Origin of the sequence: Pseudomonas sp. B21-059, assembly GCF_026016285.1 — a bacterium.
GTDB lineage: Bacteria > Pseudomonadota > Gammaproteobacteria > Pseudomonadales > Pseudomonadaceae > Aquipseudomonas > Aquipseudomonas danubii.
Window position 1 is genome coordinate 3,068,338 of record NZ_CP087201.1, and the last position, 15,041, is coordinate 3,083,378.

A 15,041-nucleotide genomic window follows, 5' to 3' on the forward strand; every position below is an offset into this window, starting at 1 on the left:
TTTTCCTGCTATGCAACCTGTGGTGAATCCCAAGTATCCGGGACTGGCGATCCGTGTGGCCGACGAGGGCTTCGCCGCCTACGTTTGGGGCAGCGACTTCAGCTTCGAAGTCAGTGCCTACGCCGAGGCCGAGCGGGGCATGCCGGTGGCGGACTGGCCGCTGCGCAGGATCGTGCCTTACCGCAAGTGCTATGGCATCGATCCCGAGGAATTCAGCAGTTACCGCAACGCCGCGGACAGCGAGATCTTCATGGCCTACCTGGACGACCAGCCCGTGGGGCACGTGGTGGTCAGCACCAATTGGAACGGTTACGGGCATATCGATGAGTTGGCGGTGCATGCGCCGGCCCGGCGGCACGGCGTCGCCAAGGGGCTGCTGGAGGTGGCGCAGTTCTGGAGTCGCAAGAAGCAGTTGCCGGGGGTGATGCTGGAAACCCAGAACAACAACCTCGGCGCCTGTCGCCTGTATGAGCGCTGCGGCTACGTGGTGGGCGGGGTGGATCACCTGCGTTATCGCGGCATCGATCCGAATACCAGCGAGGTGGCGATTTTCTGGTACCGGCTGTTTGCCGATGAGCCTCAGGCGTAACGGTCCTAGCCGGCCAGCAGCGTTTCGGCCTGCTCGGTCAGCAGTTCCAGCAGGGCGCCGAGCAGGGGCGAGTCCTCGCCGGAACTGCGGCGCAAGGCGTACAGCGTGACACTGATGGGGGGTGACAAGGGGCAGGCATCGAGCCCGGCGCCACGGGCACCCACGGCGGTGAACGGGTCGACGATGGCCAGGCCCTCGCCGGCCTCCACCAGGCTGCGCATCATCTGGTAGGTCTGTACCCGGGTCTGGATTACCGGGCTTGGGCGCAGATTCTGCAGCTTGCTGGTGAGTATCACGCTCAGCGGGTCCTGGCCCTCCAGGCCCACCATGGCCTGGCCCGCCAGCTCCTGCAGGGCTACGTATTTCTGCTTGGGTTGCAGCCAGCCATGGGGCGCCAGCAAAAACAGCTTGCCCTGAGCCAGGGCCTGGCTGTGGATGTCCGGGTGTTCGGGGTCATGCAGGCTCAGGCCCAGGTCACAGTCGTGCAGCAGCAGGCTGTGGACCATGTCGCGGGTGCTCTGGCTGAGGAGGCTGCAGGGCGTATCGGCGAAGCGCCGGCGCAGGGCCGCGATGCACTGAGGCAGCAGTTGCTGGACCAGCGGGGGCGTGCCAACGATGCGCAAAGGCGGCGCCTGATGAAACCTCAGGCTGTCAGCCAGGCGTTGTACCGGCTCGAAAGCGTCGTACACCCGGTTGATTGCCGGTTGCAGTTCCCGGGCTTCGCGAGTGGCCTGCAAGCGCCCGCGCACGCTGGCGAACAGCATGAACCCCAATTGGCTTTCGGCATCGCGTAGCAGGGCTTCGACTTCAGCCACCGAGAGTTGCAGCAGCTCGGCGGCGGTGCCCAGGTGGGCGGTTTGCAGGAGCGCCTGAATCACTTCGATATGACGTAAACGCATGCTTGAAGTCCATGTCCAGCCGGTTAGGGAGTCAGGCGTTGAATCCTACCCCAAGTCCGGGCCGGCGGGCATGATCACTCACTGACATAGGTTTCCGGCTCCCGCACGATGGTGACGTCCGATTGCACCAGCAGGAATTGATTGTCATCGAGCTTCTTGACCCGGTCGCCAATGGCCAGGCGGTAGGTGGTAACGGGCTCCGAGCTGGCCTGGTCGCCCTCTGCGGGCATGGATTCCTGGAACTCGTGCACTGAATACACCCGTCCCTCGGCATCTCTTGCATGGAATTGTCCGACAAGTACTGCTGCCATCTTTAGAGCCTCTGGAGATAAAACACGCAAATTCGGTGCTGTAGACCCGACGTGTGCAAGGTAAGTTTTGCCGGCCGGAAAAAATAATCCGCCGTCGCAGCAGGCGGCCTCCCAGGTCTTGGAACTTATGCAGGGAAATGGTTTGTGTGGGGTAGCAGGCGACCCCCAGGCTCATCTATAACTAACACCTTCTTCAAGCCAAGGGTTGGAATGCAATGAGCAATGTCTACAAAGTCGCAGTGTTGGTCGGCAGTCTGAGAAAACAATCCCTGAATCGCAAGGTGGCCCTGGCGCTGGCCGAGCTGGCGCCGGCGAACCTGCAGTTGAGCATCGTCGAGATTGGCGATCTGGCGCTGTACAACGAAGACATCGACGTGACGCCACCCGCGGCCTACACCCGCTTTCGCGAACAGATCGGCTCTGCCGATGCGGTACTGTTCGTCACCCCGGAGTACAACCGCTCGGTACCGGCAGCCCTGAAGAACGCCATCGACGTCGGTTCGCGTCCCTATGGCAAAAGTGCCTGGAGCGGCAAGCCCGGAGCGGTGATCAGCGTTTCCCCCGGGGCCATCGGCGGCTTCGGTGCCAACCACCACCTGCGCCAATCCCTGGTATTCCTCAATGTGCCGTGCATGCAGCAGCCCGAAGCCTACCTGGGCGGCGCCGGCTCGGCGTTCGACGAGGCGGGCAAGCTGTCGGAAGCGACCCGGCCGTTCCTGCAGAACTTCATCACCGCCTACGGCCAATGGGTCGAGCAGCACAAGAAGGCTTGAGTGCTGTCTGTCACCCACATTCTCCTGCTCTGGTAGGCACCGGTTTGCCGGCGAACGGGCTCCTGGGGCTTGTATCAGCCTCAGGTGCACGGTCGCTGGCAAGCCAGCTCCTGCGCTAGCCCCCTCTTTATTCAAGATTTCTTAGTCATGTTGATTGCAGTATCGATTTTCTTGCTGACCATTACCCTGGTGATCTGGCAGCCCAAAGGCCTGGGCGTCGGTTGGAGCGCGGTGTTCGGCGCGCTCCTGGCCCTGTTCTGCGGCGTGGTGCAACTGGCCGACATCCCGGTGGTGTGGCAGATCATCTGGAACGCCACCGGCACCTTCGTTGCGCTGATCATCATCAGCCTGCTGCTGGACGAGGCCGGGTTCTTCGCCTGGGCGGCCCTGCATGTGGCGCGCTGGGGGCGGGGCAGGGGGCGACGGCTGTTCGCCTTCATGGTGCTGTTGGGAGCCCTGGTGTCGGCACTGTTCGCCAACGACGGCGCGGCGCTGATCCTCACGCCCATCGTCATTTCCATGCTGCTGGCCTTGCGCTTTTCTGCCGCCACGACCCTGGCTTTCGTCATGGGGGCCGGCTTCATCGCCGACACCGCAAGCTTGCCGCTGGTGGTGTCGAACCTGGTGAACATCGTCTCCGCGGACTTCTTCCAGATCGGTTTCAACCGTTATGCGGCGGTGATGCTGCCGGTCAACCTGGTGAGCGTCGCGGCGACCCTGGCGGTGCTGCTGTGGTTTTTCCGCCGGGACATCCCTGAGCAGTACGATCCGCGGCAACTGGCCGAGCCGGCCAGTGCCATTCATGACCGGGCGACCTTCATCGCCGGCTGGTGGGTGCTGCTGATCCTGCTGCTGGGCTGTTTTGCCCTGGAGCCGCTGGGGATTCCCATCAGCGCCATTTCCGCGGTCTGCGCCACTTTGCTGCTGGTGATCGCGGCACATGGGCACAAGATATCCACCCGCAAAGTGCTCAAGGAAGCGCCATGGCAGATCGTGATTTTCTCCTTGGGCATGTATCTGGTGGTTTATGGCTTGCGCAATGCCGGGCTGACCGGGTATCTGGCGGGCTGGCTCGACGGCTTTGCCGCTGGTGGCGTCTGGGGGGCGGCGCTGGGCACCGGATTGCTGACGGCGGGGCTGTCATCGGTGATGAACAATTTGCCCACGGTGCTGATCGCTGCCTTGTCCATCGATGCCAGTCAGGCCACCGGGGTGGTCAAGGAAGCGATGATCTACGCCAATGTCATTGGCAGCGACCTGGGGCCGAAAATCACCCCCATCGGCAGCCTGGCCACATTGCTTTGGCTGCATGTGCTTGAACGCAAGGGTATCCATATTGGCTGGGGTTATTACTTCCGGGTCGGCATCGTGCTGACACTGCCGGTGCTGCTGGTGACCCTGGCGGCCCTGGCGTTGCGGCTTTCCCTGGTATAGCGAAACCCCACCGAGCCGGCTTGCCGGCGAAGGGGGCGGCGAGATGTGTGCCCGGCGGGGGAGGACTTTCGCTGGCACGCCAGCGCCTACGCAGGTTGGTCTCTGGGCGCTAGGGGCTGGGTCGCGGGGACGTTGGGCCAGAGGTCGGCCACTAGGAACAGGCGCTCGGCTTCTTCCCAGCCCCCTTCGGCTGTTTCCACCAGTCGTACCAGCAGTTGCGCCGGGGCCTGGGCGTCCAGTTCTGCAAGCCATTGCTGCAGTTGCCCGGCCGTCCAGGCCTGTTCGGCCGGATAGTGAGCCGGAGCCAGCCAGGCGTGGCGGGGCAGGGGCTGCCAACGCCCGGGTGCGCTCTGGGCGATGAAGGCGGGCCAGTCCCGCTGGTGCAGCCAGCGCCCTCGCAGGTGCTGCGGGTGAGCGCCTTGAGGCGGTTCGGCGTGGCCCGGCCAGGGATAGAGCAGGTAGCCCCCCAGCCACAGGTGGGCGCTGAACTGCTGGATATCCAGCGCCGCCAAGGCTTCGCGGCTTTCGGCGCGGGCGGAAATCGGCAGTTGGTGCTCGTCCAGGTGCGCCAGCTTGCGGTCCAGGCGGTCGTGACAGCCCGGGCCAAGCCATTGCGCACTGTCGCAGCCGTTGCCGTGCTGCGGGCCCAGGTAGAGCTTGATCGCCAGCTCCAGGTGATGCACGCCTTCGCGGTCGCGCAGCAGCATGTCCAGTTCACCGAGGGTGTGCCCCTCACGGCGGATCGGCAGGTTGGCCGCCAGCAGTTCCACCCCCGGCGCATGCTGCACGGCAAATTGCCAGAGGCGTTCGTAGTACAGGCCCAGGCGCCGGGTCCGACCCTGATTCAGCCAATGGCGCAAGGCGCGGCTGTCCAGATCCTGGCATCGCAGCCAGTGGGCCAGCAGTTGTGGCGCCAGCACCCAGTCGCTGCCGGCCAGGGGGTGGCGCTGTGGCCAGGGCGTATGGCTGAGCATCGGCGGCGCGAGGATGACCCAGGCGAGGTCGCGGACTTCAGGTTGACGCAACTGGCGGGGGAGGCTGAGCAAATCCGGGAACAGGAGCATCTTGCGAGCATAGACGCAAACCTGTGCCGTTCGCGATAAATGCGTGCCACTCGCAGTTGCGTCGGCTGCTCCCAAGCGCCCGTGGCTGAAAGGATTTTGTCTAACGCCGGGTTTCGCCCATAATCCTCCGTTTCGCCCGTACCCGAATTCCGCAGGAGCCCCATGGAGCAGTTTCGCAATATCGGCATTATCGGTCGCCTGGGCAGTTCCCAGGTGCTGGACACAGTTCGCCGACTGAAGAAGTTTCTGCTGGCGCGCCACCTGCACGTGATCCTTGAAGACACCATCGCCGAAGTGCTGCCGGGCCACGGTCTGCAGACCTCCTCGCGCAAGCTGTTGGGCGAGGTCTGCGACATGGTCATCGTGGTCGGCGGCGACGGCAGCCTGCTGGGCGCCGCCCGGGCCCTGGCGCGGCACAATATTCCGGTGCTGGGGATCAACCGCGGCAGCCTGGGCTTTCTCACCGACATCCGCCCCGATGAGCTGGAAGTCAAGGTTGCCGAAGTGCTCGACGGCCACTACCTGGTGGAAAACCGCTTCCTGCTGCAGGCCGAAGTCCGTCGCCATGCCGAGGCCATCGGCCAGGGCGATGCGCTCAACGACGTGGTGCTGCACCCGGGCAAGTCGACGCGGATGATCGAGTTCGAGATCTACATCGACGGCCAGTTCGTCTGCAGCCAGAAGGCCGACGGCCTGATCGTCGCCACGCCTACCGGTTCTACGGCCTACGCGCTGTCCGCCGGCGGCCCGATCATGCATCCCAAGCTGGATGCCATTGTGATTGTGCCGATGTACCCCCATACCTTGTCTGGAAGGCCGATCGTGGTCGATGGCAACAGTGAGCTGAAAATCGTCGTGTCCAAAGATATGCAGATCTATCCGCAAGTCTCCTGTGACGGGCAGAACCACTTCACCTGTGCCCCGGGCGACACCATCACGGTCAGCAAGAAGGCGCAGAAGCTGCGCCTGATCCATCCGCTGGACCACAACTACTACGAGGTCTGTCGGACCAAACTCGGCTGGGGCAGCCGACTGGGCGGTGGAGGCGACTGATGCTCGATCCCGCGCGTAGCTACGACCTGATCGGTGACGTGCACGGTTGCGCCCTGACCCTGGAGCACTTGCTGGATCGGCTCGGTTATCACAAGCAGGGCGGCGTCTGGCGGCACCCGTCGCGCATGGCGGTGTTCCTCGGTGACATCATCGACCGCGGCCCGCGAATCCGTGAATCGCTGCATATCGTCCACGACATGGTGGTGGCCGGCCAGGCGCTGTGCATCATGGGCAACCATGAATTCAACGCCCTGGGCTGGAGCACCCCGGCGGCGGCCGGCAGCGGCAAGCAGTTCGTGCGCGAACACACCCCGCGCCATGCCCGACTGATCCACGAAACCCTGACCCAGTTCGAACACCACCCTGGCGACTGGCACGACTTCCTCGAGTGGTTCTATGAACTGCCGCTGTTCGTCGACGCCGGCCGTTTCCGCGTGGTGCACGCTTGCTGGGATGCCGGCCTGATCGCGCCCCTGCGCCAGCAGTATCCGGACGGTTGCATCGATCGAGCCTTCCTCCAGGCTTCGGCGCTGCCCGACAGTTTTGCCAGCACCGCCTTCGATCGCCTGCTGCGCGGCACCGACATGCGCCTGCCCCACGGCCTGACCATGACCAGTGGCGACGGCCTGACCCGGGCGTTCTTTCGCACCAAGTTCTGGGAAGACGACCCGCAGACCTACGGCGACATCGTCTTCCAGCCCGATGCCTTGCCCGATCCGGTGGCGCGCACGCCGTTGTCCCCGGCCGAGAAAAACAGCCTGCTGCGCTACGGCGCCGACGAACCGATGCTGTTCGTCGGCCACTACTGGCGCAGCGGCAAGCCGGCGCCGATCCGGCCCAACCTGGCGTGCCTGGATTACAGCGCGGTGCTCTACGGCAAGCTCGCCGCGTATCGGCTGGACCAGGAAACCCGCCTGGACCCGAATAAATTTGTCTGGGTCGACGTCGAGCGGCCCGAGGTGTTGCGATGAGCGCGGTAGCGGTTTTGCGTCTGCCCCTGGCCACGGATCTGAGTGGTTTCGTCAAACTGCTGCAGCGCATGCAGGTGCCGCACCGGGTCAGTGAGGAGGCCGGCGAGCAGGTGCTCTGGGTGCCGGAATCCATCAGTGAGGATGTGCGGGGCCTGTACCAGCGCTTTCCCCAGGGCGATCCCGAGCAGCAACTGGATATCCCGCAGGCGGCCACCCCGGCCCGCGTCGGCCTGGGGGAGCAGTTGCGCCGCAGCCCGATTACCGCGCTGATCCTGCTGCTGAGCCTGGCGGTTTGCGGCATCACCTTGCTGGGGGACAACCTGCAAACCCTCGGCTGGTTTACCTTCCTCGAGTTCCGTGTGGTCGGCGACTACATCCAGTTCAGTTCCCTGGCCGACAGCCTGGCGGCGGGGCAGTGGTGGCGCCTGGTGACGCCGATGCTGATCCACTTCGGCATCCTGCATATCGCCATGAACGGCATGTGGTACTGGGAACTGGGGCGGCGTATCGAGTTGCGCCAGGGCAGCATCAACCTGCTGGGCTTGACCCTGCTGTTCAGCCTGGTGTCCAACTACGCCCAATACTATTTCAGTGGCCCGACCCTGTTCGGCGGCCTGTCCGGGGTGCTCTACGGTCTGCTCGGGCATTGCTGGATCTACCAATTACTGTCCCCCAACCCCATCTACCGCCTGCCCCGGGGCGTGCTGGTGATGATGCTGGTGTGGCTGCTGCTGTGCCTGTCCGGGCTGGTGTCGATGATCGGTTTCGGCGAAATCGCCAACGCCGCCCACGTCGGCGGGCTGCTCGTCGGTTGCCTTACTGGTTTGTTGGGCGGCTTGTACAGTCGCCGTAAACTGGCCCTTTGAATGCTGGAGTCTTGTATGTCGTCCTTTGTCGAAATGATCGAAAACATCACCCCCGAGATCTACCAGAGCCTGAAGCTGGCGGTAGAAATCGGCAAATGGTCCGATGGCCGCAAGCTCACCGCCGAGCAGCGCGAACTGTCGCTGCAGGCGATGATCGCCTGGGAAATGCAGAACCTGCCCGAGGACCAGCGCACCGGCTACATGGGCCCGCAGGAATGCGCCTCGAAGTCGGCGCCGGTGCCGAACATCCTGTTCAAGTCGGATGCCATCCATTGATCGAGATTGGCCGCGGTTCCATCAGCAAAATGTCGGCACGCCTGGACGGGCCGAATGTTCAGTACGCTTTTCGCCTGGGTGACAGCGAGGTGCCGGTCAATCCCCTGATCGGTACCCAGGTGCGCCTGGAATACCTGGGGGCGATCCACTGCACCCACTGCGGGCGCAAGACCAAGACCAGTTTCAGCCAGGGTTACTGCTATCCGTGCATGACCAAGCTGGCCCAGTGCGATATCTGCATCATGAGTCCGGAACGTTGCCACTACGACGCCGGCACCTGCCGCGAGCCGTCCTGGGGCGAGCAGTTCTGCATGACCGATCACGTGGTCTATTTGGCCAACTCCTCGGGGATCAAGGTCGGTATCACCCGCGCCACCCAGTTGCCGACCCGCTGGCTCGACCAGGGCGCCAGCCAGGCGCTGCCGATCATGCGCGTGGCGACCCGCCAGCAATCGGGCTTCGTCGAGGATCTGTTCCGCTCCCAGGTGGCGGACAAGACCAACTGGCGTGCCTTGCTCAAGGGCGATGCCCAGGCGGTGGACCTGGTGGCGGTGCGCGAGCAACTGTTTGAATCCTGCGCCGAGGGCCTGTTGGCTCTGCAGGAGCGTTTCGGCCTGCAGGCGATTCAGCCGGTGACCGATATCGAGCCCCTGGAGATTCGTTATCCGGTCGAGCAGTACCCGGCCAAGATCGTCAGCTTCAACCTGGACAAGAACCCGATTGCCGAAGGCACGCTGCTGGGGATCAAGGGCCAGTATCTGATCTTCGACACCGGCGTGATCAACATTCGTAAGTACACGGCCTACCAGCTCGCCGTGCATCAGTAGAAGGAATTCGCCATGCGCACCGATCAACCGAAGATGATCTACCTGAAGGACTATCAGGCCCCCGAGTACCTGATCGACGAGACCCACCTGACCTTCGAGTTGTTCGAGGACCACAGCCTGGTCCATGCGCAGCTGGTGATGCGTCGCAACCCGGCCCGTGGCGCCGGGCTGCCGCCGCTGGTGCTGGATGGCCAGCAGCTGGAGCTGCTATCGGTGAGCCTCGCCGATCAGCCGCTGAGTGCTGACGACTACCAGCTGGACGACAGCCACCTGACCCTGCACCCCACCAGCGCCAGCTTCACCCTGGACACCAGCGTGAAGATCCACCCGGAAAGCAACACCGCCCTGGAAGGCCTGTACAAGTCCAGTGGCATGTTCTGCACTCAGTGCGAAGCCGAGGGCTTTCGCAAGATCACCTATTACCTCGACCGCCCGGATGTGATGAGCAAGTTCACCACCACCGTGGTGGCCGAGCAGCACAGCTACCCGGTGCTGCTCTCCAACGGCAACCCCATCGCCAGCGGCCCCGGTGAAGACGGCCGGCACTGGGCGACCTGGGAAGACCCGTTCATGAAACCCGCCTACCTGTTTGCCCTGGTGGCCGGTGACCTGTGGTGCGTGGAAGACAGCTTCCGCACCCAGAGCGGCCGCGATGTGGCGCTGCGCATCTATGTCGAGCCGGAAAACATCGACAAGTGCCAGCACGCCATGAACAGCCTGAAAAAGTCCATGCGCTGGGACGAAGAAACCTACGGCCGTGAATACGACCTGGACATCTTCATGATCGTCGCGGTGAACGACTTCAACATGGGCGCTATGGAAAACAAGGGCCTGAACATCTTCAACTCCAGCGCCGTGCTGGCCCGTGCCGAAACTGCCACCGACGCCGCCCACCAGCGGGTCGAGGCCATCGTCGCCCACGAATACTTCCACAACTGGTCGGGCAACCGCGTGACCTGCCGCGACTGGTTCCAGCTGTCGCTCAAGGAAGGCTTCACGGTGTTCCGCGATGCCGGATTCTCCGCGGACATGAACTCGCGCACCGTCAAGCGCATTCAGGACGTGGCCTACCTGCGCACCCACCAGTTCGCCGAAGACGCCGGCCCCATGGCCCATGCCGTGCGCCCGGAAAGCTTTATCGAGATTTCCAACTTCTACACCCTGACCGTGTACGAAAAGGGTTCGGAAGTGGTGGGCATGATCCACACCTTGCTCGGAGCTGAAGGTTTCCGTAAGGGCAGTGACCTGTACTTCGAACGCCATGACGGTCAGGCCGTGACCTGTGACGATTTCGTCAAGGCCATGGAAGATGCCAACGGCGTCGATCTGACCCAGTTCAAACGCTGGTACAGCCAGGCCGGTACGCCACGGCTGGCGGTCAGCGAGTCCTACGACGCGGCGGCCAAGACCTACAGCCTGACCTTCCGCCAGAGCTGCCCGCAGACCCCGGACAAAGTGGAGAAACTGCCGTTCGTGATCCCGGTGGAGCTTGGCCTGCTGGACTCGAAAGGGGCGGGTATGGCCCTGCGCCTGTCCGGCGAAAACGCCGCCCAGGGGACTTCCCGGGTGATCTCGGTGACCGAGGCGGAGCAGACCTTCACCTTCGTCGATATCGCCGAACATCCGTTGCCATCGCTGCTGCGGGGCTTCTCGGCGCCGGTGAAGCTGAGCTTCCCCTACAACCGCGACCAGCTGATGTTCCTCATGCAGCACGACAGCGACGGTTTCAACCGTTGGGACGCCGGCCAGCAGTTGGCCGTGCAAGTGCTGCAAGAACTGATTGCCCAGCATCAGCAGGGTCAGGCGCTGGTGATGGACGAACGTCTGGTGACCGCCCTGGGCACCGTGCTGGCGGACGACAGCCTGGACCAGGCCATGGTCGCGGAAATGCTGTCGCTGCCGGGCGAGGCGTATCTGACCGAGATCAGCGAAGTGGCGGATGTCGAGGCGATCCATGCGGCTCGCGAGTTTGCCCGCCAGCAACTGGCTGACAGCCTGTTCGATGCGCTGTGGAAGCGTTATCAGGCCAACCGGGCAGTGTCCAAGGCCACGGCCTATGTGGCCGAGTCCGAGCACTTTGCCCGTCGCGCGCTGCAGAACATTGCGTTGTCCTACCTGATGTTGACCCGCAAGCCCGAAGTGCTGGCGGCGGCCATCGAGCAGTTCGACAGCGCCGACAACATGACCGAGCGTCTCACCGCCCTGGCGGTGCTGGTCAACTCGCCGTTCGAGGCCGAGAAGGCCCAGGCTCTGGCGGTGTTCGCCGAGAACTTCAAGGACAACGCCCTGGTCATGGACCAGTGGTTCAGCGTCCAGGCCGGCAGCCCGTTGCCGGGCGGCCTGGAGCGGGTCAAGGCGCTGATGCAGCACCCTGCGTTCAACCTCAAGAACCCGAACAAGGTGCGGGCGTTGGTGGGGGCTTTTGCCGGGCAGAACCTGATCAACTTCCATGCGGCGGATGGTTCGGGTTATCGCTTCCTGGCGGATCTGGTGATCCAGCTCAACGGCTTCAACCCGCAGATTGCCTCGCGGCAACTGGCGCCACTGACTCGCTGGCGCAAATACGACAGCGCCCGTCAGGCGCTGATGAAGGGCGAACTGGAGCGCATCCGTGCTTCCGGCGATCTCTCCAGCGACGTGTTCGAAGTGGTGAGCAAAAGCCTCGCCTGACGGCGGCAGCGGCTACGCCTGTAGCCGCTGCTGAGCCTGCGAAGCTGCGCCAAGGTCCGCAGGACCTTGCTTGGCGATCGCTGTCATACCTCTGTCGGTCTTGAGATCGATGCGTCCCTGCGACGCAGTGCCGCCCAGACCGTTCGCAGTCTGCAGCAGCGGCTACAGAGGGGGCAGTGCGCTGCTCAAGTCGCGGTGATAGTTCTGCGCGCCAATGGCGTGCAGGATGCCCACTCGCTCAAGCTTGGCATGAACCTTCAGGTTGGCTTCGCACAGTTTCACCACGATCCCGCGCTTGTGCAGCTGACCTATCACTTCCTCCAGGGTCTGCAGGCCAGTGATATCCATGAACGGCACATGCTTGAGGCGGATGATCAGCAGCCTGGGATCGCTATGGGTCTGGGCCAGGGCCCGTTCAAAGGTTTCGGCAGCGCCAAAGAACAGGGGGCCTTCGATGGTATAGATCAGCACCCCAGCAGGCAGGTGCCCGCGGCCTTTGTCGCGCAATTCGTTCTCCAGATCCTCTCCCACCACTTGCTGCACCTCCACCGAGGAGGCCATGCGCCGCAGAAAATGCAGCATCGCCAGGATCACTCCGATGTTCACCGCAATCACCAGATCACTGAACACCGTCAGCACAAAGGTACACAGCAGGATCGCCACATCCGCCCGGGGCGCGCGTTGCACCATGCGCTTGAAGTGGTGCAGCTCACTCATGTTGTAGGCCACCACGAACAGGATCGCCGCCAGGGCGCACAACGGGATATTGGCCGCCAGCGGCGCGAGAAACAGGATGATCAGCACCAGCACCACGGCGTGGGTGATGCCGGCCAGCGGGCTGCTGCCGCCGTTGCGGATGTTGGTGGCGGTGCGGGCAATGGCGCCGGTGGCGGCGAACCCGCCAAACAGCGGCGTGGCCAGGTTGGCGATGCCCTGGCCGATCAGTTCCTGGTTGGAGTCGTGGCGGGTGCCGGCCATGCCGTCGGCCACCACCGCCGACAACAGCGATTCGATGGCTCCGAGCATGGCGATGGCGAAGGCCGGTCCTATCAGGTCGAGTATCCGTGGCAGGCTGATCTCGGGCAGTTGCAGGGTCGGCAAGCCCTGGGGAATGCCGCCAAAGGCACTGCCGATGGTGGCCACGCCCTGGAACTGGAACAGTGACTGCAAGGCGGTGGCCAGGACCATGGCAACCAGCGGCGCCGGCAGGCGCTTGAGCGCGGGGATCTTGGGTACCCACAACAGCAGCGTCAGGCTGAGCAAGGCCAGCAGGGTGGTGGCCAGGTGCAGTTCGGGCAGGGCTTGCAGCAGGTGCCAGAGCTTCTGGTGGAAGTGTTCGCCCTGGACGGCGGGCAGGCCGAAAAAGTCTTTCCACTGGCTGACCCAGATGATCACCCCGATCCCGGCGGTGAAGCCGAGAATTACCGGGTCGGGGATGAATTTGATCAGGGCGCCCAGGCGGCTGATGCCCAGCAGGAACAGGATGATCCCGGCCATCATGGTCGCCAGTTGCAGGCCGTCGACCCCGTATTTGGCAGTGACCCCGGCGAGAATCACGATAAAGGCCCCGGTGGGGCCGGCGATCTGCAAGCGGCTACCGCCGAACAGCGACACCAGCAGGCCACCGACGATGGCGGTGTAGATGCCCTGTTCCGGCTTGACCCCGGAGGCGATGGCAAACGCCATGGCCAGGGGCAGCGCCACCACGCCGACAATCACCCCGGCCACCAGGTTGCGAGCCCAGTGCCGGGGGCCGAGCAAGCCAGCCTTCCACGCCTCGCGTATGGCAATCATGCGTCACTCCTGAAGGTCATCGGGCTCGCCACCCACGCAGCTCATCATAGTCAACGCTGGGTAGCGGCGGCTGATGCCCTGGATCAGCCTTTGGTCGTGTACCGGTGCTACACGCCGACAGGCCGCGCAAACCTCAGCTAAATTGACAAGCTTTTCGTACCGGCATCAACGCTTCCTCGCCTGCTGCAGAGGAGCATCGATCAGCCCAGCGAATGCCCGAGCATTCAGGGGCCTGGCCAGACGCGGTGATTAACAAAAGATAACGTGGCGTTGATTGTCAGACCTTTCCAAAGCCCGATAGGATAGCCCGCAGCCGAAGGGGCTCTAGAGTGCAGGTTTCAGGACGATCTTCACGGTCGGTCCAGGCATCGCAAACCCCTGAAGGCGCCCTGAGAGGTCAAATGACCTGACAATAATAATGGGGGAATGGTCTATGAGTGAGCCTGTCATGGGTGTAGTTGTTGGCCGCCCGCCGGCGCTGCGCACGTTCGCATTGCTGGCTACAGCGCTCTCGCTGTTGGGTGTCGTGACGCTGTCGACACCGGTCCTGGCCGCTGCCACCGCAGCGGATACTGTCTATTCCATCGAATCGCCCAAGGCGGCGAAAAGCCTGATGCTCGATGTGGTCCACGCCGGCAAGCGCCTGGTGGCAGTGGGCGACCGCGGGCACATTCTCTATTCCGACGATCAGGGAGCGTCCTGGGTGCAGGCCAAGGTGCCCACCCGGCAACTGCTGACCGCGGTGTATTTTGTCGATGACCAGCACGGCTGGGCGGTGGGCCACGATGCCCAGGTCCTGGCCAGCACCGATGGCGGTGTCACCTGGAGTCGGCAGTTCCAGGACCTCAAGCGTGAAGCGCCCTTGCTCGATGTCTGGTTCAAGGACACCCGCAACGGCTACGCCGTCGGTGCCTATGGCGCCTTGCTGGAAACCACCGACGGTGGCCAGCACTGGGAAGACGTCAGCGATCGCCTGGACAACGAAGATCAGTTCCACCTCAACGCCATTGCCCAGGTCAAGGATTCCGGACTGTTCATCGTCGGCGAGCAGGGCAGCCTGTTCCGCTCCGCCGATGATGGGCAGACCTGGGAGCGCCTCGAAGGCCCCTATGAAGGCTCGCTGTTCGGCGTGATCGCTACCGGCCAGCCGGCGACCCTGCTGGTGTTCGGCCTGCGGGGCAATCTCTATCGTTCCACGGATTTCGGCAACACCTGGGAGCAGGTGGAGTTGAACGCTGCCCGTGGCGCCCTGGAGTTCGGCCTGTCGGGTGCTACCTTGCTGGACGACGGCTCGCTGGTGATCGTCGGCAACGGCGGCAGCGTGATCCGCAGTACCGACCACGGCCAGACCTTCAGCGTATTCAACCGTGCGGACCGCCTCTCGCTGTCGGCGGTGACCGCTGCCGGCAATGGCAAGCTGATCCTGGCCGGGCAGGGCGGGGTGCGGATCTCTGCGGCAACCGGCGCTGACGTCGGCAAATAAGCCGGGCACATAATAAGAAGGTGGGGAATTC

General features: G+C 63.6%; 14 protein-coding genes. 10 read left to right on the forward strand and 4 right to left on the reverse strand.

Annotation, left to right across the window (positions count from 1 at the left end; all coding sequences use genetic code 11):
* Nucleotides 1-10: 10 nt before the first annotated feature.
* Nucleotides 11-589 (forward strand): GNAT family N-acetyltransferase, encoded by a 579-nt coding sequence (locus LOY69_RS14065; RefSeq protein WP_102865224.1) that lies wholly within the window; start codon nt 11-13, stop codon nt 587-589.
* Between the two features lie 5 nt (nt 590-594).
* Here LOY69_RS14065 and LOY69_RS14070 read toward each other — a convergent pair whose 3' ends face one another.
* Together LOY69_RS14070 and LOY69_RS14075 are read right to left on the reverse strand one after the other, a co-directional pair.
* Nucleotides 595-1,488 (reverse strand): LysR family transcriptional regulator, encoded by an 894-nt coding sequence (locus LOY69_RS14070; protein ID WP_102865223.1) that lies wholly within the window; start codon nt 1,486-1,488, stop codon nt 595-597.
* A gap of 74 nt (nt 1,489-1,562) precedes the next feature.
* Nucleotides 1,563-1,799: a hypothetical protein gene (locus LOY69_RS14075; RefSeq protein WP_102865222.1), complete on the reverse strand. Its 237-nt coding sequence runs from the start codon at nt 1,797-1,799 to the stop codon at nt 1,563-1,565.
* A gap of 215 nt (nt 1,800-2,014) precedes the next feature.
* Between LOY69_RS14075 and LOY69_RS14080 the strand changes: the two genes are divergently transcribed.
* Both LOY69_RS14080 and LOY69_RS14085 read left to right on the forward strand, forming a co-directional pair.
* Entirely contained in the window at nt 2,015-2,572 is a 558-nt protein-coding gene (locus LOY69_RS14080) for an NADPH-dependent FMN reductase (RefSeq protein ID WP_265074780.1), read from the forward strand.
* 147 nt (nt 2,573-2,719) lie between these two features.
* A complete protein-coding gene (locus LOY69_RS14085; protein WP_265074781.1) occupies nt 2,720-4,006 on the forward strand; it encodes an arsenic transporter in 1,287 nt (428 codons plus the stop codon).
* Between the two features lie 86 nt (nt 4,007-4,092).
* Here the strand turns inward: LOY69_RS14085 and LOY69_RS14090 are convergent, their stop codons facing one another.
* Nucleotides 4,093-5,070 carry a DUF1853 family protein gene (locus LOY69_RS14090; protein WP_265074782.1) on the reverse strand — a complete coding sequence of 326 codons (978 nt, stop codon included), beginning with the start codon at nt 5,068-5,070 and terminating at the stop codon, nt 4,093-4,095.
* A 162-nt stretch (nt 5,071-5,232) separates the two neighbouring features.
* On the opposite strand from LOY69_RS14090, the gene LOY69_RS14095 reads away from it, so the two are divergent.
* From LOY69_RS14095 to pepN, 6 genes are read left to right on the forward strand one after another with little or no spacing between them, the layout of a single operon-like run.
* Complete coding sequence (locus tag LOY69_RS14095; protein WP_007920913.1) at nt 5,233-6,123, forward strand: NAD(+) kinase; 891 nt, start codon at nt 5,233-5,235, stop codon at nt 6,121-6,123.
* Complete coding sequence (locus tag LOY69_RS14100; RefSeq protein WP_181430804.1) at nt 6,120-7,094, forward strand: metallophosphoesterase; 975 nt, start codon at nt 6,120-6,122, stop codon at nt 7,092-7,094. The genes LOY69_RS14095 and LOY69_RS14100 overlap by 4 nt, the downstream gene beginning before the upstream one ends.
* Entirely contained in the window at nt 7,091-7,960 is an 870-nt protein-coding gene (locus tag LOY69_RS14105; protein WP_102879620.1) for a rhomboid family intramembrane serine protease, read from the forward strand. The genes LOY69_RS14100 and LOY69_RS14105 overlap by 4 nt, the downstream gene beginning before the upstream one ends.
* Before the next feature lie 15 nt (nt 7,961-7,975).
* Nucleotides 7,976-8,236 (forward strand): YeaC family protein, encoded by a 261-nt coding sequence (locus tag LOY69_RS14110; RefSeq protein WP_011061566.1) that lies wholly within the window; start codon nt 7,976-7,978, stop codon nt 8,234-8,236.
* Nucleotides 8,233-9,063, forward strand: coding sequence for a DUF2797 domain-containing protein (locus LOY69_RS14115; RefSeq protein WP_102879619.1), 831 nt, complete (start codon nt 8,233-8,235; stop codon nt 9,061-9,063). Before LOY69_RS14110 ends, LOY69_RS14115 begins: the two co-directional genes overlap by 4 nt.
* 12 nt (nt 9,064-9,075) lie before the next feature.
* Nucleotides 9,076-11,733 (forward strand): aminopeptidase N, encoded by a 2,658-nt coding sequence (gene pepN, locus LOY69_RS14120; protein WP_265074783.1) that lies wholly within the window; start codon nt 9,076-9,078, stop codon nt 11,731-11,733.
* Between the two features lie 162 nt (nt 11,734-11,895).
* Here the strand turns inward: pepN and LOY69_RS14125 are convergent, their stop codons facing one another.
* Entirely contained in the window at nt 11,896-13,527 is a 1,632-nt protein-coding gene (locus LOY69_RS14125; protein WP_265074784.1) for a SulP family inorganic anion transporter, read from the reverse strand.
* Nucleotides 13,528-13,960: 433 nt separating this feature from the next.
* On the opposite strand from LOY69_RS14125, the gene LOY69_RS14130 reads away from it, so the two are divergent.
* Nucleotides 13,961-15,010, forward strand: coding sequence for a WD40/YVTN/BNR-like repeat-containing protein (locus tag LOY69_RS14130; RefSeq protein WP_102865214.1), 1,050 nt, complete (start codon nt 13,961-13,963; stop codon nt 15,008-15,010).
* Nucleotides 15,011-15,041: the final 31 nt, after the last annotated feature.

Excerpts from the sequence above, each read along its gene's own strand:
- LOY69_RS14075 (WP_102865222.1), bottom strand. The coding sequence starts at position 1,799 with ATGGCAGCAGTACTTGTCGGACAATTCCATGCAAGAGATGCCGAGGGA.
- LOY69_RS14110 (WP_011061566.1), top strand. The coding sequence starts at position 7,976 with ATGTCGTCCTTTGTCGAAATGATCGAAAACATCACCCCCGAGATCTAC.
- pepN (WP_265074783.1), top strand. The coding sequence starts at position 9,076 with ATGCGCACCGATCAACCGAAGATGATCTACCTGAAGGACTATCAGGCC.
- LOY69_RS14095 (WP_007920913.1), top strand. The coding sequence starts at position 5,233 with ATGGAGCAGTTTCGCAATATCGGCATTATCGGTCGCCTGGGCAGTTCC.
- LOY69_RS14090 (WP_265074782.1), bottom strand. The coding sequence starts at position 5,070 with ATGCTCCTGTTCCCGGATTTGCTCAGCCTCCCCCGCCAGTTGCGTCAA.
- LOY69_RS14125 (WP_265074784.1), bottom strand. The coding sequence starts at position 13,527 with ATGATTGCCATACGCGAGGCGTGGAAGGCTGGCTTGCTCGGCCCCCGG.
- LOY69_RS14105 (WP_102879620.1), top strand. The coding sequence starts at position 7,091 with ATGAGCGCGGTAGCGGTTTTGCGTCTGCCCCTGGCCACGGATCTGAGT.
- LOY69_RS14080 (WP_265074780.1), top strand. The coding sequence starts at position 2,015 with ATGAGCAATGTCTACAAAGTCGCAGTGTTGGTCGGCAGTCTGAGAAAA.
- LOY69_RS14065 (WP_102865224.1), top strand. The coding sequence starts at position 11 with ATGCAACCTGTGGTGAATCCCAAGTATCCGGGACTGGCGATCCGTGTG.
- LOY69_RS14085 (WP_265074781.1), top strand. The coding sequence starts at position 2,720 with ATGTTGATTGCAGTATCGATTTTCTTGCTGACCATTACCCTGGTGATC.
- LOY69_RS14130 (WP_102865214.1), top strand. The coding sequence starts at position 13,961 with ATGAGTGAGCCTGTCATGGGTGTAGTTGTTGGCCGCCCGCCGGCGCTG.
- LOY69_RS14070 (WP_102865223.1), bottom strand. The coding sequence starts at position 1,488 with ATGCGTTTACGTCATATCGAAGTGATTCAGGCGCTCCTGCAAACCGCC.